The sequence below is a fragment of the Shewanella olleyana genome (genome assembly GCF_023283825.1).
Lineage (GTDB): Bacteria > Pseudomonadota > Gammaproteobacteria > Enterobacterales > Shewanellaceae > Shewanella > Shewanella olleyana.
The window spans coordinates 85,603-105,828 of sequence record NZ_JAKILD010000011.1; the positions used below are offsets into that span (position 1 = coordinate 85,603).

The window sequence follows — 20,226 nt, forward strand, 5'->3', positions numbered from 1 at the left end:
AGTACCTGAGGTTTCAGGTCGATACAATCACCCGAAACTAATTAATTACTGATACGACCAGAAAGAGCTAACACTTGTAAGCTGAATGGGTGATTTTGTTATAAAAAACGTTGCGGGTGTAAAGAGTGATCTGTGTCAATTATTCAACAATGTTACCGATCTATACTGAATTTATGGGTATTTTATCGCCAAATGTAAACATAGTAAGACAAATAATAGTAAGACAAAGATATGGATAGTTTAATAATGTGAACAAAGGAGGCCATCATGGCTGAGTTTACCACTGAGCAAATCCGCAATCTGGCAGTGCTCGGACACACAGGCGCAGGTAAATCCTCGTTACTTGAGGCGTTACTCTTTAGCGCTGATGCTATAAGTTTAAAAGGCAGGGTCGATAAGGGTACAAATCATGCTGATTTCACTGCCCAAGAAAAATCTCATCGACATAGTTTAGAACCTTCATTTTTAAATCTTGATTATCAATCTCACCACATCAATTTCATCGACACTCCCGGATTACCTGACTTCTTTGGACGTGCACTATTACCATTACCTGGTGTTGAATCAGTATTATTGGTGGTGAATGCAAGTGTTGGCATTGAATCCGTCACTAAGCGAGCATTTGAAGCTGCTCGAAGCCAAGGTAAAGCAGTCATCATTGCGATAAATCACATGGATGGAAATGAAGCTAAGGTATCTGATGTGATGATGGATATTCAACATCAATTTGGCCACAGATGCTTACCGGTTAATTTACCCAATGTTACAGCTGATGGTTTGGTCGATGATGTGGTTGACTGCTACTTACATTGTGATGAAACTTTCAATACTTTGTTTAGTAATGCCGCTACTGCAAGAGATGAGTTGGTTGATACTGTACTTGAAGAAGATGAAGCTTTAATGGAGCTTTATTTAGAGCAAGGCGAATCACTTACGCCAGAGCAACTGCATGCTCCATTGGAAACAGCGTTAAGAATGGGGCACTTGGTGCCAGTTTGTTTTACTAGCGCAGAGCAAGATATTGGCATCAGTTCGTTATTAGAGATACTGGTTAAGTTAATGCCCAATCCACTTGAAGCGAATCCGCCGCAATTTATTAAAGGCTACGGCGATGAAGCTAAGCCGATTGATGTCACTCAAAAAGCCTCTGATCATGTTTTAGCACATGTATTTAGGGTGGCGATAGATCCGTTCTTTGGACGTATGGGGGTTTTCCGCTTGTATCAAGGTACGATTTCTGTGGGAATGAAATTGTTTATTGGTAGCGGACGCAAGCCGTTTAAAGTGTCTCACTTAATGAAACTTCAAGGCGACAAACAAATTAATGTCAATCAAGCTTTACCTGGTGATATTTGCGCCATTGCTAAGCTTGAAGAGTTATCTGTTGGAGCTGTGCTTCACGATAGTCATGATGAAGACGAATTCCATTTACCCGAGCTTAAATTCCCGCAACCTATTTTTGGCTTGGCAGTATCTGCTAAACGCCGTGGTGATGAACAGAAAATATCGGAAGTATTAAATAAGCTGGTGGCCGAAGATCCAAGTTTACAAATCAGTCGCAACGAAGCTGAAGGTCAAACCGTGTTGCAAGGACAAGGTGACTTACACCTTCAAATTGCCTTAGAGAAAGCGCAAAATTTATTTAATGTCGATATGGAAACTGATACGCCGGCTGTGGCTTACCGTGAAACCATTATGGCTGAGGCAGAGTATCGATATCGTCATAAAAAGCAGTCTGGTGGTTCTGGCCAATTTGGCGAAGTTGAATTAAAAGTTGAACCGTTAGCGCGTGGACAAGGTTTTGAGTTTGTCTCCAAAGTGGTGGGTGGATCTGTGCCAACCCAGTACATTCCGGCGGTTGAGAAAGGTGTACGCGAAGCCATGTTAGCGGGCGAAGTGGGTGGATACCCATTACAGGATGTGAAAGTCACTTTGCTTGATGGCAAGCATCACAGTGTCGATTCAAAGGAGATTGCTTTTGTGATGGCGGGCAAAAAAGCCTTTATGGAAGCGGTAAAACTGGCTCAGCCGGTTATTTTAGAACCTATCGTTGATATGCAAATACATGTGGCTCAAAACCATGTGGGTGAAATTACGGGGGATATTAGCTCTTCAAGAGGTATTGTTTGCGGTACCCAAGCAAGTAGCAATGGCTTAGTGGAAGTGAGTGTTGAAGCGCCACTGGCTAACGTGAGTAATTATTCCACTCGCCTTAAATCGATGACAGGTGGCGAAGGGCAATTCTCGATGCACTTTAGTCACTACGATGTGCTTCCTCAAAAGGCGGCAAAAGCAGTGGCAGAGTAATTTTTAAATGCCTGTTATAGGATAAAAGCCATAGAGGGTTGAGCATTGCTCAACCCTTTTTTTCAAAAGGTAGCTCAGTCAGCATGCGCTTTGGTATTTACACATCAGCATGTTATCTCTACAACGACATTGATAAGTGACCTTGCTTGTTGAAATCGCTTCCTAAAACAAGCGACAATGGTACATTGCCAATTTAGCCTGAGCCTAGTTTGAAGTCGCCAACCGCCATTCAATTATTTTTCTGTCCCCTTAATACTGATTTATTAGATGAATCGACTGCGTCTATTGTGCGTTCGTGGCTGCCTGAAGATGAGGTCAAAAAGGTTGATCGTTTTATTCAGCAATCATCTAGAGACCAAGGCTTAATGGTGCGAGGCTATTTACGCAGTGTGTTATCGCGCTTTGCTAGTGTTGAACCGCAGCAATGGCAATTTGAATATGGTGAGAAGGGCAAGCCGAGATTAACGGCTGAACAGTTTGCGGAAACCGGTTTGCAGTTTAATCTGAGTCACAGTGGTGACTGGTTGTTAATCGGTGTGGCAAACACTTATGGAACAGCTCAACAACATACAGAAATAGAACTTGGTGTAGACATTGAGCGCCGCCGTGAAACGACGAATATTCATTCGATTCTAAATCACTATTTTTCGAAACCAGAAGAGAGTGCATTACTCGCTCTAACTGAAGATAAACACAGAGAACGCTTTTTTGATTTATGGGCGCTTAAAGAGTCCTATATAAAAGCGAAAGGCTTAGGCTTAGCTTTATCGCTAAAATCTTTTGCGTTTGATTTATCTGCCGCAAGTTTGGGCGAACTACAAGTTAACGATGAGACAATTACCATCCAACAAGGTGTCCCGTTAAGCTTACTAAAGGCGAGTGACTCTGATGGTTTATTAGAGGATTTTGTCATTGCCCCGCAGTGGCATTGTTATTTAGGAAAGCTTGATGATTTGTATCGTTTTGCCGTGAGTATAGGTGGTGCATCTTCATTTTTAGACGAGTTACCTCCGGAACTGAAAGCAAAAAAAATCAGTTGGCTTGAAGTTGTAAATCACGCCTTCAAACCAACTGATAGGTAAAACTGTTTCGTTTTAAAACTGTTTATTCTGAGCCACTAGACTCTCATCATTTAACAAGCCCTAATTAATGAGCATGTTTTAATGGAACGATTTCAAAGTCTGGATTAAATTGCACTAGAGTCGAAGCGATTTTAGCGAAAGCCTGTTTGTCACCTTCCATTGTCGCCGCACCTGATTGCATCAGCGCTTTCATATTCGTCTTGCCTAATAGTATGCCAACCACATCAGCTTTATTTACAGTCAGAGTTGCATCAGCTTGTTTTGGAGACTCGACAGCAATATTGCTTAAGTTACCGTTACTTAACTCAACAAATAAGGTGTTGGTTTGGCTTCCATCTTGTGTCACTACATTCAAGGTAATGTTGCCAAGTGCCGCAGCTTTAATGCTGTCGACTTTTACTGCTAAGAAATCAAATAAGGTCGACATGTCCATTTCGCTAATCACATCAGCAGAGGCCGACTTTGGCGCGCCAGGCTTAATACCCACTCGTAACTCTTGAGCACCAGTGAGATAAATATTACGCCACCCAGCCCCCTCAGCTTGATAACCTAGCTGTTCGTAGGTGTCTGCAAGTAACTCTCGGGCTGCATCGTGTTGTGGATCTGCCATAACGACTTTATTAAGTGCTGTGGCAACAAAGCGATACTCTCCTTGGCTAAAATCATGTTTTGATTTTTTCACCACGTTATCTGCACCGCCCATATATTCAACAAATTTTGTTGCTTCTGCTTTAGTGGTTAATGGATTTAAATTGGCTGGATTCATGTCAAAGTAGCCTAAGTACATGTTGTATACAGCTTTGGCATTATGACTATAGGTGCCGTGATAACCATTGGTGTACCATTCGTCTTGAACGTTTTGAGGTATGGTCTCCATGATAGCGTCGCCAATATCTTGAATAACTACGCCGTCATTGGCTAAACGCATTGACTGGTTATGAACTAAACCATAGTTATCACGCTGCATGCGAAGGTAATGATTAACCTCTTTATTGCCCCAAACTGGCGCTGAATGAGAGGCAAATAATACGTTTACGTCTTCACCAAAGGCGTTAATCATTTCATTAATGTCTTTAGACCATTTTAAAGAGTCGCGTACTTTCGCTCCTCTTAAGGTGTACACATTGTGCATGCCATCATAAGTTAATTCACCTGACCATAGTGCTTTCATTGACGGAATGTAGGTGATCATTTCACTGGCGGCTTCAGTGCCAGAGGCATCCATAAATACCATTTCAAGACCATCAATGGTTAAGGTTTCCCATTTACCTTTATGGTTAAGTTCATAGTCGGGTTTAACGTAGGTGATTTCACCTTTTGATAAACCTTTGGCAAGTGCTGCATCCACAATACCGTGGTCGTGTTTACCTAATGTTGCACCATATTGATATGCTGCGCGGCGGCTCATCACATTACCAGCAAGAACATTCTCATCAACAATTTCCGAGGTGATATTGTTTGAGCCGTAGACTTTGACATCAGGATATAGCTCTTGCACTCCACGGGCACCGCCAAAGTGGTCGGCATGGCTATGAGAGTAAATCATCGCGACAACAGGTAAATCCTGACCTTCTGGTAAATTAGCAAAAGCAAACTTTAACGATTGCTGCGCAGCTTCTTTAGTAAGCAAAACATCATAAGCAATCCAGCCAGTTTTGCCTCGGATAAGGGTTAGGTTAGATAAGTCTGTACCACGGACTTGGTAGATACCATCTGTGACTTTATATAGTCCGTTTGGCACCATATTTAGCTGTGCTTGACGATATAATGACGGGTTTACAGAGTCCGGTAATTCTTCACTAATAAAGCTAAATTCTGCTCGTAGAATTTTGGCTGTAGCTTCATCAAATGAGGCGATTTTGTTTTTGCTAAATCGCTCAAAAGCGGCTTTATCATCAAAGTTTAAGGTTTTTGCTACTGATTTATTATGTTCAGCAGTGATAGGGGTTGCGGGCTTGCCATGGTAATCAACAGTGATGTGGTCATGTTCATGCTGAGCAGCCATAGCCTGGGTGGTAAACGTTAAGGTGATTGCTAAACCAAGTAATGTTTTTCTCATGTAAGCCTCGAGGATGTATTGTTGTTGAATATAAGTTAACAACAAAAATGCTAAAGATAACTATGGCTAAGAATGGTTAATACATTTACTGTGTGAATGTATAAGGTGCGAATGAATGGATTGAATGTGCATTTATGTTGGAAGTCTATTTGTTCAAATGAGGTATTAAGGTGGTAAAAGTGAAGCAAGGTTTAGGGCAATTACAATTAGAAAAGCTGCAACAAGAAAAGAGCCAACAAGAGCTGCATAAGCTCGATCTTAATCTTGTTAGGGTATTTTGTAGTGTATGTGATTATCAATCAATTACACTTGCAGCAGAGCACCTTTCACTAACCCAATCCTCTGTCAGCAATGCAATTAACCGCTTTAAAACCCTTGTTGGGGCTGAGTTATTTGTCAGGCAAGGTCGAGGTATTGCTCTTACCGCAATAGGTCAACATTTACACCAAACCTTAGGACCTTCTTTAATCGATATAGAGCAATGTATTAATAGCGTTAAAGTGTTTGACCCGCAGCAATCAAAACGTATTTTTCATGTCAGTGCAAATGAATCAATTATTGATTTGATTGAGGCAGATATTGAAAAATCGGTGGCTGATAAAGGCGTTGAAATCATCTTTACTGAAGCGATTATTGATGAAGGTAATTTATATCAAGCGCTTCAAAAACAGCATATTGATTTAGCGTTAGATATTGTGGCGCCGAGCGAAGCATCATTTTCCAGCAAACAAATTGCTACCGAAAAGCTCGTTTGTGTCGCGAGGGCGAATCATCCTCAATTTAAAAGCGGTATTGATGAACAGTCGTATTTTGCTGCTAAACATTTGTTTTATCGATTTCATCGGCATAACCAGCGGGTAGCAGAGATTATTTCTACTGAGCATTTGCCTGAACGACATATGTATGGCGAAAAATCATCTTTGCTTACTATGTTATCGGGAGTCAGTAAATCTGATGCAATCTGCATTGCGCCATATACCTATGCTAAAAACTATCAATCTACTTTCAATTTAACCTTGATGGATTTGCCGTTCGAAAGCCAATTGATTTCAATTTACAGCATTTGGCCGACCCGTAATCAACAAGATCCGGCAACGAAGTGGTTACGTGAGTTAGTTGAAACTGCAATGGAAAAGGTGTATCTGCTAGAAAGTGACCGTTAATTATCGCTATTAATAGCCGCGTCAAAATTGCTCAGAGAAATAACATCGCCTGCTTGCATGGCATCAATATGAATATCGCCAATTCTGACTCTAACTAACCGTAATGTGGCAAAACCTACTGCTGCTGTCATCTTTCTTATTTGACGATTTTTACCTTCGCATAAGGTGATTGATACCCAACTGGTTGGCCCATGTCTTGGATCGCGAATTTTACGACCTCGGCAGGGAAGTTGTGGCTCTTGTGCCAATTTAAAGGCTTTACACGGCAGGGTAAGATATTTTGTGCCATTGATGCCAATTTCAACCCCATTTTGTAACAGAGATACAGCCTCATCGTTAATATCGCCATCCACTTGCACGTAATACTCTTTTTCGATGCCTTTGCTTCTTACTTTATGACTCATCATGCCATCTGTTGTCAGTAACAGTAAACCTTCGGAATCGTGATCTAAGCGACCAATCGCCATGGTTTTTTCAGGGAAGTTTGAGAGCTCTGCAAGTAAGTGCTTTTTCTTTCGTGTTTCAGGAACAAACTGGCTCAAAAATCCATAGGGTTTAAATATTTTAAAGTGCTGATGCTCTTGAGAGTCATTGAGCGACTCTTGATTTAATTCCGTTAAACAGGTTGGTTTTGGCATGAGTAGTGTTATTGCTCTTAATCTATAAACCTCAATGAGGCTATATTATACGGTTCCTTATTATATGGTCCATTTGCAGGAGATGCACTGAACCCTCATGAAGTCAGTTTTAACCAATTTTTTAAGATGATGACGCGAGCAGTAAAAACTTAACAGGTAGCTCAGACTGAGGTGATAACAGTTGTTTTTTAACACGATGAAGTTTATTTTAATCGCCAGATTTCTCGTTACATAATTTAAAGGTATTTAACGAGATTCATCTGAGCCACTTTTTTACACCAACAGTGTACTGCTTAATACCGTTTATTAAACAATGAGATGATGCAATGAAATTAGACGCAATACTTTGGGATTATGATGGAACTCTAGTCAATTCTGTACCGAAAAATATTGATATCACCAAAGCAATACTGTCTATCGTTGCACCGCATTTAACTGGCGAAAACTTGCCTAAGTACTTACTAAGCGAAGCTAATTACCATGAAGCTAATCATGGTGCTAAAAATTGGCAGCAACTCTATGTTGATTTCTATGGGTTAACTGAAAATGAAATGCTTCAAGCTGGAAGCATGTGGGCTGAGTTTCAAGAAAAGAATGAAACAGAAGTCATGCTATTTGACGGGATTAAGGGGGTTGTTGAACAGTTTTCTCATTTTGATCACGGGATCTGTTCGCAAAATTCGCAAAATAATATTCGCCGTGTACTCAATAACAATGAAATTGGTGCACCTTTTAAAGCGATTATTGGCTATGACGATGTACCTAACGGTAATCAAAAACCACATCCATTCGGCGGCCTAAAATGTGTTGAATCAATACTGGGTCACGCAAATAGTAACTTACTGATGTACATCGGGGATCATGAAGCGGATGCACAATTTGCCCGTAATTTGCAATTAGAATTAGGCAGCGATGCCAAGGTCATTTCTGTTGCAGCAGCTTATAGCCAATCAGAGCCAGAAAGCTGGGATGTTAAACCTGATCATATTGCCAATACGGTAGAAGATTTAGCGGCTATTATTGGGCATTACGCGTAAAAATTTTAGTCCCGACTTTGAACAATAAAAAGCCTGCAACTGCAGGCTTTTTTATTGTTAGAACCCCATTACTGTCTTGCTAAACGATGGGTTTCAGGTGGTTGTTCAAAATCACTTCTGAAAGGATTTATATCTAAACCTCCACGTCGAGTATAACGGGCATAAACTGTGAGTTTAGTGCAGTTACAGTAGCGCTTTAAGTCAGTAAATATACGTTCAACACACTGCTCATGGAATTCGTTATGCTGGCGGAAAGAAATCAAGTAGCGAAGCAGCTTCTCATGATTAATTTTTGGCCCTTGATAACGGATCATGACACTACCCCAATCTGGCTGAGAGGTAATAAGGCAGTTTGATTTCAATAAGTTAGATGTGAGTGTTTCGACAACGTTTTTATCTTCGGTACTGTCTTGTAGATAGTCAGGATTAAACTCGTAGTCATCCACCTCAATATCAAGTTCGTCGATACAATTACCTGGTAATTCGACAATGCGTTGAGTATTAAAATGTTTAGGTTCAATCACTTTAACTGTCACTTCGCCATTAGCACATTGGCTTAAGTCAGTGACTAATGTTTGCTGTACCTGCTCAACCGATTCAAAACGTGTTTGGTTAAAGCTGTTGAGATACAGTTTAAACGATTTAGATTCGATTAAATTATCACTTTCGATAGCGAGGTAAACTTCAATAATGGCAACCATTGGTTTGCCTTTGGCATTTAGCCAAGACAATTCATAACCTGTCCAGATATCTGCGCCCTGAAAAGGGAGCGAATCAGTTAATGCTATGGCATCACGATTGAGTTTACGAGGAACCCCTTGTAGCAGTGAAGCGTCATATTCTGCTTGATATTGCGTCGTTTGACCTAAAGTCAGTCCTTTAAGTGCATCTGCATCACTATAGGGATCGTGATTGTGTGTCATCTAGTCTGTTTCCGTGTCAAAATAGACTTATATTATAACCCAAAATTGGAGCATCTTAAGTGTCTTGTTCAACTTCATTGGATCATTTTTCTAGCCGTTATATTCAAGCTTATCAGGATGTATTAGGCGAGTTCCCCCGTTATTTCCCACTTGGGCAAGGATCCGCCTGTATTGAAGGTAAGTATGATCTTGAATCAGATGATGCAGTTTTTTGGAAAGCGATTAAACGTAAAAATAGCTCAGATTTCAGTAATGTAGAACATGCTTTAGAGCTTAAGTTGCACCAAGATATCAATGCGTTTTATGGCGAATATTTTTCTGCGCCTTTGTATTTCGATTCAACTTGGGGCGAAGGTGAGCTACTGCAAGTTTGGAATCAGCAAGACTTTGAATCTTTGCAACAAAATGTGATTGGTCATTTGATGATGAAGAAAAAGCTCAAACAAGCACCCACTTGGTTTGTTGGCGTATTAGGTGATGGCGATCAAATGATTACTGTTGATAATGAAGATGGCAGTGTGTGGATTGAAATTCCTGGTGATAAGCCTAAAGATAAACTCGCTGACAGTTTAGCTGAATTTATTGATGGATTAACCCCGCGCGTGATGCCACCTGTTGAACCTATTGTTGAAGATAACTATGTCGCGCACCCAGGCATTTGGCAACGTATGAAAATGATGTGGGCTGATTTGATTAAAGGTAAGAAGCCTTAATCTAATCAGTTGATGAATGATTAATTATAATAAAGCCAGACAAATGTCTGGCTTTATTATTTGGATTTCATAACAACTTACTGATGATCCCAAGAGATGTTAGATACTATGCGGCAAGGCTCACATCTGAAATGGAACATATCGAGTAATGGTTCATCTAAACGCCATTCTTTAGAACCACACCGAGGGCAGGCGCGCTCTTTTTCACTGGCTAAGCTTTCGCCGCCTACTCGGTATAGATAATAGTAAGTCGGGATCTTAGTGATGAACTCAACTCTACCGCGTATATCCCAACCTCGTCTGAATAAGTCACTTTTATGGCTGGTGATCTCTTCTAAAGCGGCAAACTCGGCTTTTGTGGCTGCAGCCATTTGTAATTCATCACAAGCTTGCCATTCTGTTTGCCAGCGGATAACCCGTTTATGATCGCCATTAAAGCTGGCTGGGATCTGATAAAGCGGAATAGGCAACAAGTTATCGCCACTTCTTATAGGCGAGCACATATGAACGTAGCTAGTATAAAGCACCTGCCAGCTAGGTGTTTCTGAATTACTGACTTCAGAGTTGATATCTTGGCCAATAAACTTTTCACGAGGGGCAAGTAACTTAGCTTCGGTGAGCTGGTTCAACGCTTGTTTCGTCCAAGGACTATTATGACGAGTCGATAGACTGGTTTTTTCTGGCATTAATAACCGAACTTTAAACTCACCTTCATTAAATGCGACGGCGAACTCTCTTCCCAATACTTGGCCGTTTGCTCGCAAAGATTCGAGATAATGGTTAATGGCTTTTTCGGCTGCGGTGATTGTGGTATCCGCAAAACATTCAAATCTTAGCTCTGTGACAAACATGGGGTTCCGTTTAACTTTTGGGTGGTTCATGAGATGAATTAGCGTGGCTTACTTTATTGCAAGCGATTAACTTCTTACATCTAGTTTTTAACTGATTGCTATTTATTCGCTTATTACACTTAAACAATGCTATTGGTTTTCTAACTGGCTAATTCGTTGCTTTAGTAAATCAATCTTAGCCTCAAATTCGTTTTTCATTTGTTGCATCTGAGCAAGCAACTTTTGTTCGATGAGCTGTGATTCTGAATTGGCTGAGGGTTTGGTTGATTCAAGTGCGTTGCCTAAATCTGGCAAGGTCTGCCATTGATCCTTTGGAATAGCTTTAAATTGTTGTAACCCTTGGATAAGCAAAGGCATGGGCACTTTGCCACCGAGCTTACCTTTAACTAATGCCATCGTCGGTGTACGGCCATTCAATGCAATGGTTTTCGCTGCCGCGAGGACTTGTTCGATTGGACTCATAATTGGTGAAAACCCTCAATATGGATTAGTGAAAATACTTACTTATTAATAATCATTAAATAATATTCAATAAAATCAGAAGTATAAACTTTGGCATGTTTTTAGCTTAATGATAATAGACAACATTATAACGTATCTCAAAAGCAGTTTGAGTAGAAATTACGTGAGAATCATTTTAATAATAAGGAAGTATCATGAAAGCAAAATTGGGTTTAGCATTTTTAATGGCTGCAAGTAGCCTTACATTAAGTGGTTGTGTATTTCATGTTGGTGGCAGCGAAGGTAACCATAGTGATTCTTATTGGGAAACACAGCAACAAACTAACAGAGCCAATTTATCCAAACTCACTATGGGTATGGCGAGAGATCAAGTCACTATACTAATGGGAACTGCAGATTTTAGTGAGGCATACGTTACTCAGGCAGGCGCCGAAAGCCCGAAAAAAGAAGTAAACGTACTGTTTTATCGTACTCAATGGAGTAAAGGTGACGGTAAAACCACGAAAGATGAGTGTACGCCAGTTGTCATTAGTGACAATAAGCTAGTGGGTTGGGGTGACACTGCGTATCAAAAGATTTAAAAAGCGATTAAGCACTGTCACTTTTTAATCTGTTAAAGAGTGGCCTTAGATTTTGGTCATTGCCGTATTAAAAGCTTTAGCTATTGCCTTAATAAAACGTCCAGTTGGTCTACCAGTTCTGACCACTGGGCGTCATCTTTTAAACTCTCTTCTAAAAATGCTCTTTGGGCATTATTCCAAAAGTCAGCCTCAGTTAAATTCGTATTTGCATTGATGGTATGTTGCGATAGAAAAACGCTTATTCCAGCATCTGATGAATCCAATCCTAGCTGTTCAAACAAGTGAACAAGTGTTGCCGAAGTTGTATCCATTTTCATCCCCAATTTATCGTGTACTTGGCTATTGAAATATCTTTAAGCCTAGGTGACAGCATTAAAATTGCAATATGTTTTAAACTTGTTAAGTTGTAACTATTAACTTGGTTTAGTAAAGAGTGTAAACATGGAACAAAACACGTTAGCAGAACACAGAGCTGTTTATTTAACGGCAGAAGACTTACGCGTAGCTGCATCAATTATTTATAACGCTTACCATGATGATCCTTTCTTTATTGAAGCTCTTGCTACTACTAACCAAGCTAGTTACGAGCAAAAACTACGTGCCTCTATTCGCGAGGAATTAACGGAGCTTTGGCAACAAGAACAACCTTTAATTGGCTGGTTCGATGGTGAAAGGCTCATTGGAGTCGCCTGTGTCATAACTCATCAAGTGCCATTAGGTGAGAGCCGTTATTGGCATTGGCGTTTGAAAATGGTGTTAGGTACCGGTTGGAACTCGACCCAAGCACTCATGAAAAAAGAGCACATTATCTTAGAAAGCTTGCCGAGTAAGCAGTATGGTATTTTGCAATTTATTGCTTTATCGCCAATTGAGCAAAGTAAAGGTAATGGCGCTAAGCTGATCCAGGCAGTGTTAAGTTGGTGTGATGAGCAGCCAGAACTTGATGGTATCGGTGTTTTCGTGAATAACCCTAAGCATGCAGAATTATTTGCTCGTGAAGGCTTTAATCATTTGTCTGAATTAACAATTGGCAGTGTCGATGGTGAAATTCTCATTTATCCAAGTAAATAAAACTGTCATTGTTGTGAACAATATTTTGTCTACAGTTCTGTTTAGCATCTTTCTCAAAAACAATAATATATAAGTGGAGACGATAAGATGAGCGAAAAAAAATACCAAGACTTTAAATCGTTTTACCCTTTCTATTTATCACAACATCAAGATGCCACTTGTAGAAGGCTGCATTATGTTGGAAGTGGATTAATCATAATATTGATTGTTCTAACGCTCATTAATCAGCAGTGGTGGCAATTGTGGCTTTTACCCGTGATTGGCTATGGTTTTGCGTGGGTTGGCCATTTTGTGTTTGAGAAAAACCGACCTGCAACGTTCGAGTACCCGTTTTATAGTCTATTAGCTGATTGGGTGATGTTTGCACAAATGTTAAAAAAACAGTTTAAGTTGGGAAATTATTCAAGCTAACTGTTACTTCCGTTTGTGAGACTTATCTCACATTGATGTAGGTATTCGTTTAGCCCAAATACTCAATATCTTACCTTTTTATTAATTTATGGATATAAAACAAGTGCTTGAGTTTCTGGTCTGAATTTCAGGTTTGTGAAGTTTTTGTTTCTGCTAGTTTTTTACCTATCTCTATTTCATCCATTTATTACAATGAACTCATTAAGCAATCAATGTATTAACTTAGTGAGTTACAGGAAGTAGCCGCAAGAACAGTTAATTAACTATTTGGTTTAAGTGAATATTGCTGCTTAAGTGAATTTAGTTATTTATCGAGTAAATACTGGGTGAGTAACAACCAATTCAGGATGAAGTTAGGACACGCTCAAGGAATGGGCATAAGCTCAGTTAATGATTAACTGAAACAAGGATGACCCTCATCAGGAAGATGAAGGATTACAGGAAGCAAATACCAGGATGGTATATCTAGGAGCAAGACTTTCAGTCAAATGGATAGACTGATTCAAAGGAATGAAAACTCATGTAATGTTCTATTTAGGGCAATACAAGGAAATTGAGTTGAAATGGATAAATGGAGCAGGAAGCACATATAGTCGCATGGATGGAGCAGGGAGCACAATTTAGCAGGATAGCTAACAAAGAGTAAAATGAGCCTGACCTTATTTATAAGGTCGGGCTTTTTTATGTTCAGTTCAAATCAATATTTATGCACTTTCACCTAACAAATGTTAAATATGTGAATCGGTCAAAAGTCTTACCTTCTATCTTTTCCATACTCTTTGTGAGATATATCTCACAAGAGTTGTGAGATTAAACGCTTTAACCATAACGATATGGAAGTGTTTTTATTTAAGTTGCTGTATTTTATGTTTTTATTTTCCATGGTGTGAAGGTTGTTTGTTGGTGCGATGTTAACTGTGTGTTTTGTGCATATTTATTTGCTCACATATCGATTAGAATTAATCACAAGGAATCAAATAAGCACAGGAAGTGTTTAGCAGTTTGAATATAGACTGCAGCTGAATAGGATTTTCGCAGGTGGTTGTAACATAAGATTGTTACAACAAAACGTTACAATAGATTGTTGTGATGACTTGCTCAGGATGAACCTTAGTTATTGTTGTTGTTGCTCATCAGGATGATGACTAAAGCACATTAATTAAGCGGACGATAAAGCGTCGTTAAGGAAAACGACAGTGTTCATGGATGACACTGACATCGAAGATGATGAAAGACTTTATGGTTAAATGGATTTTTATAATTTGGACATCAATAGAATGGATTTGAGCTGTTACGGAAAACAGTGATTGCAATGGATGCAGTAAATTGAATCAAGGATGTCATGGAAGAAAACCACGGACGAATTAAAGGACACGCTTAAGGATTTGAGCAGGCTCGGTCAAAGGATAATCGAGTAAGAAGGACAGTACTTAAATGTACATGGAACATCAAGGATCGAATACGGATAGCGCACGGAGCAAGTTAGACGCATGGATGGTGCAGGGAGCACAGATATAGCTGGATGGCTTAACAAAAGTACAAGAGGCCGCGACAATTTATTGCCGCGGTCTTTCTTTTGGGCTAAATATAATAACCCTAAGTGAAGTATATTTTGACTTGTGTGTTTTCCAACAACCGCGCAATAAAATCACTTAGCCAATAAAAAACGCCATTAAGAGAGCAATTCTCCTAATAGCGTTTAATTTAAAGCGTTAAAAATCAGTATTTGCTGCCACTATATTTTGAGTAAATACGAGTGACATTAACTCTACAATGACTCGCTGATTAGGCAGTTGTTGAGGCTTAACGACACTTATCTGAGTTACAGCTCGATGCGCCGCCACAACCACCGAATTTTCCTTTTGCCATTGGCGCATCCATCCATTCGGGCTCAGGGAAAATAGGCCAATTAATTTTCTCTATTTTTTTGCTGTGCATGTTGATATGACCGCGGTATTGGTTAATACCATCGGTGCTGAATTCAAACATAAATTTTGCTCGCCAACATAAACCTGTTGAACCGCCAATACTAGGTCTCGCTGATTCCATCGCAATAGCGAGTAATTGTACTTTTTGATTAGCACAAGATCTCTCAGCGTATCGGCGACTGATTTCAGCCATCTGGCGTAACTGCCAAAAGAATGCAGCAACAACCACAACAGCAACGATTAAAATAAAGTCTGACATCATTGGCTAACGGCCCTAAATAATCCGCCGATAGCGGAAGAAAGTTTTTCACTACGATCAGCACTTCTTAAATCAAGTAGCAGTGAGTTTCGTAGACTTGGAATAGCTACGATATCAGCAAAAACTTGATTAAAGAAGTTTTGTGGTTGGTTAGCTAAGACTTCAAGATAAAGTTTGCGAGTTGCATCATCTTTTAAAGCCGTCCAACTTCTTGCTGCAATAGTGATTAATAAATTCTCATCGAGTTGCTGTAAATTAACCAATTGTTGAATCGCTTTTTGAGTCAATTCAGGCTGTGAAGCAAGAGCGCGAAGGTAGATATGTTTATGTTCTACTTCAGCAGATGACAAATTATCGTATAAGGTTTCAGCTAAGGTATTTGAAACCGTAACATGTTCTAAGCATTGGCAAATTGCGGCTTGCACTTCTAGAGGCGCAAGCTTCATTGCCGTATTAATATGCTTATCATGGTCAAACTTATCTAAGCGGACACAGACATCGGCGATGCCTTGTAAACCCAGTTGCTGCCAGCTGTCATCTTGGGCGTTTTTTTCATTCAAATTTGCAAAGTACTGAGCAGCATATTCGTACTGCGCCGACGCTTGTTGGCTTAACTGTTTTTTTACTAATGCGTTAAATAAGGCTAGCTTTTCCTGACTCGGTTTGAAGCTAAACGGATGATTGGCATAACGCTCTTGTTCTTCATCAGAAAGCGCTTTGGTAGGATCTCGCCCCAAGGCTTCGAGGATCATTTTGATAAATTGGCTACGTTGAGCTGGAGACAATAATCCTTGTTCATCAAGTGGGAGCTTTAAAAACCAAATAAACGGTATCTCATCTTCTCGCCAAAACACGATGGCGAATTGAGCATGGCCTTGAATTGGAAAAGGATAAGGAGTATTCAATGCTTCAATTTGGTTGAATAACACTGGATCAATGTTTTCAACTCTGCGGCCTAAATCATAAACCTGAAATTGAGTGTTAGCGGTGTCTAGGAATTGGCTTAAGGTTTCGAGTTGTGTCATGGGAGCTTATTTATCGCGATTAACTTTGCCGCTATTATAGGGATAATAGGCGCCTGATGATATAATTAGTCACACAAACAACTGTGATTATTCAAACCGTTTAAGCGAAAACTTGCCGTTATGCCTCATATTCAAACCGCTCAATTTTTAAAACAGTTAGAACAACAACTCATTCAAAGTGCTTTATGGTCGCAAACTGCGCCTTCTGAAGAGGCCCTTGCCAGTACTGCGCCATTTGCTTGTGACTCGTTGCGCTTTGAACAATGGCTGCAGTTTATATTTATTCCAAAAATGAACCAATTGATAGACCAGGGCCTTCCATTGCCAACGCAAATTTCACTTACGCCTATGGCTGAGCAAGCTTGGGTAAATCATCAAGATTTATCGAGACTGACTGCACTATTAGGGCAGATCGACGACTTTTTAACGCGTCAGTAATAGGTATATAAATGACTGAAGATAAATACATTAGCCCATTTGCTGATGACGAATATTTTGATAGTAATGCTGAAATAGATTCTACTGATATTGAAGACAGTGATGAAGTCGCTCCAGAACTTGAAATTTTATTTGAAGATGAGCATATTGTTGCGATTCACAAACCTGCTGGTTTGTTAGTTCATCGCTCTTATCTTGCAAGAAAAGAGCGTTTTTTTGCTATGCAGCTAACACGAGATTTAGTGGGCTGTCATGTATTTCCTGTCCACCGTTTAGATAGACCCACATCAGGAGTGTTGGTGTTTGCTAAAAGCAGCGAAGTGGCTCGCGCATTATGTGAGCAATTCGAGCAGCACCAAATTGAGAAAACCTATCTCGCTTTGGTTCGCGGCAACATGCATGAAGGTGCAAGGCTTGATTATGCTCTTAAAGTTGAGCTTGATGATGTGGCTGATAAAAAAGCGCGCAAAGATAAACCGCCTCAAGATGCCGTAACCGACTATGCGCCATTATTAAATACTGAAATCCCTTTTAGCTCTGGTCGCTACCCAAGCAGTCGCTTTTGTTTAATTAAATTAAGCCCACAAACTGGACGTAAACATCAGCTGCGTCGTCATATGGCTCACCTACGTCATCCAATCATTGGCGACACGACACACGGTGATGGCAAGCAGAATAAATTTTTTAGATCGCACTTTGAGATTAATCGCTTGTGGTTAATTGCTAAATCACTTCGATTCACTCATCCAGTAACCAATGAGCTTATGCATATTGAGACCGAGCTTGAACAAGAATGGCTAACGATATTTGAACAGTTTGGCTGGCAAGAGCAACTTGATAATACAAGCCCTTTTGATATCGCTTAATTTGGTGCTTGAGGCAGGGTAAGAAACCTAATCAAGTGTAATCGTGTAATCAAAGTACAGAAAGAATAGAGATTAAATAATATAAGAGATACCACCGGTAGGTATCTCTTTTTGCTTCTTTCTGTCAGCTAAATATATCTGCAAAACCTGTATTGGCTTTTAGCTGGCTTTTAGCGGCACTTTAGTATGTGCTAGCAACACAGACTTAAGTTTTTCAAACTCTTCAATTTTTTCTAATGGCTTACTGGTGTCTTGTTGTTCACAACGAAAATAGAAGTTACGTCTTATGTGAGCTGATTTGTGTTGCAGTTTGAACAATCTGTGCCTGTTGGCCTGACGCATAACAGTAACCTTAACGATTGGGTAAGTTATTACTTTTGTTTGTATTTCATACTTGCAGCCTAGTATTAGAATACAGTATGGTGAAGTTATTAACCTCATAGAGCAGCGCACTGCTTAGTGAATTATAGAAGTCAGTTAACTTAAAGAGAAGTATATCATGGAAAAAGTTAATTTAGTGTTCGGTACGGTATATGGTAGTGCTCAATTTGTTGCTGAAACACTCACCGATAAAATTGCAGAACTCGATTTTAAAACTAATTTACTGCAACCTAGCGATTTAGCAGGCTATGTGCCCAGCGAAGATGAACTACTGATTATCGTGACTTCAACAACCGGCCAAGGTGATTTACCCGATGATATCGCACTATGGTTTGGAGAATTGAAAACTGTTGCTCCTTATTTACCTAAACTGCAATACAGCATTATCGGCCTTGGTGATTCAAGCTACGAAACTTTTTGTGGTGCTGCGAAGCAATTTGATGAATTACTCATTGAGCTTGGTGCAACCAGTTTAACAGAAACATTAGAAATCGATGCATGTGAAACCATGGAACCGGAAACAGAAGCGACACAATGGATACCAACTTGGCAGGCCGCGGTTCAATCTCGCGCCAGTTAAGAAGGCTTAGCCTGCAATGGTTTAAGTTTGCCCAGCGCCTGAGTCAGGCGCTGCTTATCCCTATTGCCATTTTACCAGCTGCGGGCGTTATGCTCGGACTTTCATTTAATCCTTTACCATTTATTCCCCCTGAACTTGCAACGGTTTTCTCTGCTGTAGGCAATCTTATTTTCACCATGATGCCTTTATTGTTTGCCATCGCGATTGCGATTGGTTTTTGCAAAGATCAGGGTATTGCTGCTTTTGTCGCTGTTTTTGGTTATGGGGTGTTTATTTCAAGTCTTGGCGCATTTACTGCTATTTATGATTTAAATTCTCGACCGATATGGGGAATTGAAACCATAGATACGGGGATTGTGGGTGGGATATTGGTCGGCGCACTAACTTGTTTTATCGTGCGATTAAGCCAAGATGTAAAACTACCTGCCATGTTTTCGTTTTTTGAAGGTCAACGCAGTGCGGCTTTACTGATTATTCCATTTTCAATGGCATTGGCGTTTGTATTAGCACATATTTGGCCAACACTTGCTTATTATATTGATTCATTATCACTTTGGGCAGTATATCAAGATCCTGCGATTGCCTTTGGGGTATATGGCACCATTGAGCGTTTTTTAATCCCATTAGGTTTACACCATATCTGGAACGCGCCTTTTTATCTTGAAGTAGGGCAATATTTTCATGAAGGGAAATTAGTGCGTGGTGAAATTGCCAGATACCTTGCTGGCGACCCATTAGCAGGCAATTTAGCGGGAGGTTATTTAATAAAAATGTGGGGGCTCCCCGCGGCAGCACTGGCGATATGGCGCTGCGCCGATAAAGCTGAACGTAATCGTGTTGCAGGTATTATGCTTTCAGCTGCTGCCACGAGTTGGTTAACGGGTATTACTGAACCGATTGAGTTTGCTTTTATGTTTGTGGCACCGGTATTGTTTGTTATTCATGCCATATTAACTGGGCTTGCTTATACCGTCTGTATTTTGCTTGATGTTAACCATAGCGTGGTGTTTTCTCATGGGTTAATTGATTTCAGTTTATTGTTTGCTCAGTCCTCTAATACTAGCTGGTTTTGGTTCTTAGGGCCGTTAACTGCTTTTGTGTATTACCTTATTTTTAGAGTCAGTATCATAGCGTTTAATTTGAAAACGCCAGGTCGTTTAGCGATAGAAGATGATGGTAATAAAGAAAGCCTAAGGTCGATGATCAGTGCGTTAGGTGGGCCAGATAATATTGTTGAGTTAAATGCCTGTCTCACCCGATTAAGAATCGCAGTTGTTGACCCTAAACAGGTAGATAAACCTAGATTGATGCGTTTAGGTGCTAAAGGAGTCATAAAGGTCGGTAAGGGCGTACAAGTGGTATTTGGTACCAAAGCTGAAAGTCTGCGTAAACTATTACAAAAGTATTTAGATACTCGAGTTTGATTAATCCAACGTTGCACTCTTAGTTTG

General features: G+C 40.1%; 21 protein-coding genes. 12 read left to right on the forward strand and 9 right to left on the reverse strand.

The window, feature by feature from the left end; translation table 11 throughout:
- Positions 1–267 precede the first annotated feature (267 nt).
- Positions 268–2,307 (forward strand): elongation factor G, encoded by a 2,040-nt coding sequence (gene fusA, locus L2735_RS09685; RefSeq protein ID WP_248984506.1) that lies wholly within the window; start codon positions 268–270, stop codon positions 2,305–2,307.
- A gap of 209 nt (positions 2,308–2,516) precedes the next feature.
- Positions 2,517–3,389 (forward strand): 4'-phosphopantetheinyl transferase family protein, encoded by an 873-nt coding sequence (locus L2735_RS09690; RefSeq protein WP_283104595.1) that lies wholly within the window; start codon positions 2,517–2,519, stop codon positions 3,387–3,389.
- Between the two features lie 64 nt (positions 3,390–3,453).
- Here L2735_RS09690 and L2735_RS09695 read toward each other — a convergent pair whose 3' ends face one another.
- Positions 3,454–5,448: an alkyl/aryl-sulfatase gene (locus tag L2735_RS09695; protein ID WP_248984507.1), complete on the reverse strand. Its 1,995-nt coding sequence runs from the start codon at positions 5,446–5,448 to the stop codon at positions 3,454–3,456.
- Between the two features lie 179 nt (positions 5,449–5,627).
- Between L2735_RS09695 and L2735_RS09700 the strand changes: the two genes are divergently transcribed.
- Entirely contained in the window at positions 5,628–6,611 is a 984-nt protein-coding gene (locus tag L2735_RS09700) for a LysR family transcriptional regulator (RefSeq protein ID WP_248984508.1), read from the forward strand.
- On the opposite strand, the gene L2735_RS09705 is transcribed toward L2735_RS09700, so the two are convergent.
- A complete protein-coding gene (locus L2735_RS09705; protein ID WP_248984509.1) occupies positions 6,608–7,249 on the reverse strand; it encodes a pseudouridine synthase in 642 nt (213 codons plus the stop codon). The genes L2735_RS09700 and L2735_RS09705 overlap by 4 nt on opposite strands.
- A gap of 326 nt (positions 7,250–7,575) precedes the next feature.
- Here L2735_RS09705 and L2735_RS09710 point away from each other — a divergent pair, with 326 nt between their 5' ends.
- Complete coding sequence (locus tag L2735_RS09710; protein ID WP_248984510.1) at positions 7,576–8,286, forward strand: HAD family hydrolase; 711 nt, start codon at positions 7,576–7,578, stop codon at positions 8,284–8,286.
- Positions 8,287–8,354: 68 nt separating this feature from the next.
- Here L2735_RS09710 and queF read toward each other — a convergent pair whose 3' ends face one another.
- Complete coding sequence (gene queF / locus L2735_RS09715; RefSeq protein ID WP_248984511.1) at positions 8,355–9,209, reverse strand: NADPH-dependent 7-cyano-7-deazaguanine reductase QueF; 855 nt, start codon at positions 9,207–9,209, stop codon at positions 8,355–8,357.
- Between the two features lie 59 nt (positions 9,210–9,268).
- On the opposite strand from queF, the gene syd reads away from it, so the two are divergent.
- Positions 9,269–9,922, forward strand: a complete 654-nt coding sequence (gene syd / locus L2735_RS09720; protein ID WP_248984512.1) for a SecY-interacting protein — start codon at positions 9,269–9,271, stop codon at positions 9,920–9,922.
- 77 nt (positions 9,923–9,999) lie between these two features.
- On the opposite strand, the gene L2735_RS09725 is transcribed toward syd, so the two are convergent.
- A complete protein-coding gene (locus L2735_RS09725) occupies positions 10,000–10,773 on the reverse strand; it encodes a Zn-ribbon-containing protein (protein ID WP_248984513.1) in 774 nt (257 codons plus the stop codon).
- 129 nt (positions 10,774–10,902) lie between these two features.
- Entirely contained in the window at positions 10,903–11,235 is a 333-nt protein-coding gene (locus L2735_RS09730; protein WP_248984514.1) for a hypothetical protein, read from the reverse strand.
- Positions 11,236–11,429: 194 nt separating this feature from the next.
- On the opposite strand from L2735_RS09730, the gene L2735_RS09735 reads away from it, so the two are divergent.
- Positions 11,430–11,816, forward strand: a complete 387-nt coding sequence (locus L2735_RS09735; RefSeq protein ID WP_248984515.1) for a DUF3192 domain-containing protein — start codon at positions 11,430–11,432, stop codon at positions 11,814–11,816.
- 80 nt (positions 11,817–11,896) lie between these two features.
- Here the strand turns inward: L2735_RS09735 and L2735_RS09740 are convergent, their stop codons facing one another.
- Positions 11,897–12,127, reverse strand: a complete 231-nt coding sequence (locus L2735_RS09740) for a DUF2789 domain-containing protein (RefSeq protein ID WP_248984516.1) — start codon at positions 12,125–12,127, stop codon at positions 11,897–11,899.
- A gap of 130 nt (positions 12,128–12,257) precedes the next feature.
- Here L2735_RS09740 and L2735_RS09745 point away from each other — a divergent pair, with 130 nt between their 5' ends.
- Positions 12,258–12,887 (forward strand): GNAT family N-acetyltransferase, encoded by a 630-nt coding sequence (locus L2735_RS09745; protein ID WP_248984517.1) that lies wholly within the window; start codon positions 12,258–12,260, stop codon positions 12,885–12,887.
- Between the two features lie 87 nt (positions 12,888–12,974).
- Entirely contained in the window at positions 12,975–13,298 is a 324-nt protein-coding gene (locus L2735_RS09750) for an Mpo1-like protein (RefSeq protein WP_248984518.1), read from the forward strand.
- Between the two features lie 1,803 nt (positions 13,299–15,101).
- Here the strand turns inward: L2735_RS09750 and L2735_RS09755 are convergent.
- Positions 15,102–15,488, reverse strand: a complete 387-nt coding sequence (locus tag L2735_RS09755) for a DUF3301 domain-containing protein (RefSeq protein ID WP_248984519.1) — start codon at positions 15,486–15,488, stop codon at positions 15,102–15,104.
- A complete protein-coding gene (locus L2735_RS09760) occupies positions 15,485–16,510 on the reverse strand; it encodes a DUF3549 family protein (RefSeq protein WP_248984520.1) in 1,026 nt (341 codons plus the stop codon). Before L2735_RS09760 ends, L2735_RS09755 begins: the two co-directional genes overlap by 4 nt.
- A gap of 120 nt (positions 16,511–16,630) precedes the next feature.
- Between L2735_RS09760 and L2735_RS09765 the strand changes: the two genes are divergently transcribed.
- Both L2735_RS09765 and truC read left to right on the forward strand, forming a co-directional pair.
- Complete coding sequence (locus L2735_RS09765; RefSeq protein WP_248984521.1) at positions 16,631–16,948, forward strand: YqcC family protein; 318 nt, start codon at positions 16,631–16,633, stop codon at positions 16,946–16,948.
- An 11-nt stretch (positions 16,949–16,959) separates the two neighbouring features.
- Positions 16,960–17,814 carry a tRNA pseudouridine(65) synthase TruC gene (truC, locus tag L2735_RS09770; protein WP_248984522.1) on the forward strand — a complete coding sequence of 285 codons (855 nt, stop codon included), beginning with the start codon at positions 16,960–16,962 and terminating at the stop codon, positions 17,812–17,814.
- A 159-nt stretch (positions 17,815–17,973) separates the two neighbouring features.
- Here truC and L2735_RS09775 read toward each other — a convergent pair whose 3' ends face one another.
- Positions 17,974–18,156 carry a hypothetical protein gene (locus L2735_RS09775; protein ID WP_248984523.1) on the reverse strand — a complete coding sequence of 61 codons (183 nt, stop codon included), beginning with the start codon at positions 18,154–18,156 and terminating at the stop codon, positions 17,974–17,976.
- A 157-nt stretch (positions 18,157–18,313) separates the two neighbouring features.
- Between L2735_RS09775 and L2735_RS09780 the strand changes: the two genes are divergently transcribed.
- Together L2735_RS09780 and L2735_RS09785 are read left to right on the forward strand one after the other, a co-directional pair.
- Positions 18,314–18,775 carry a flavodoxin gene (locus L2735_RS09780; protein WP_248984524.1) on the forward strand — a complete coding sequence of 154 codons (462 nt, stop codon included), beginning with the start codon at positions 18,314–18,316 and terminating at the stop codon, positions 18,773–18,775.
- Complete coding sequence (locus L2735_RS09785; protein ID WP_248984525.1) at positions 18,730–20,199, forward strand: PTS transporter subunit EIIC; 1,470 nt, start codon at positions 18,730–18,732, stop codon at positions 20,197–20,199. The genes L2735_RS09780 and L2735_RS09785 overlap by 46 nt, the downstream gene beginning before the upstream one ends.
- Positions 20,200–20,226: the final 27 nt, after the last annotated feature.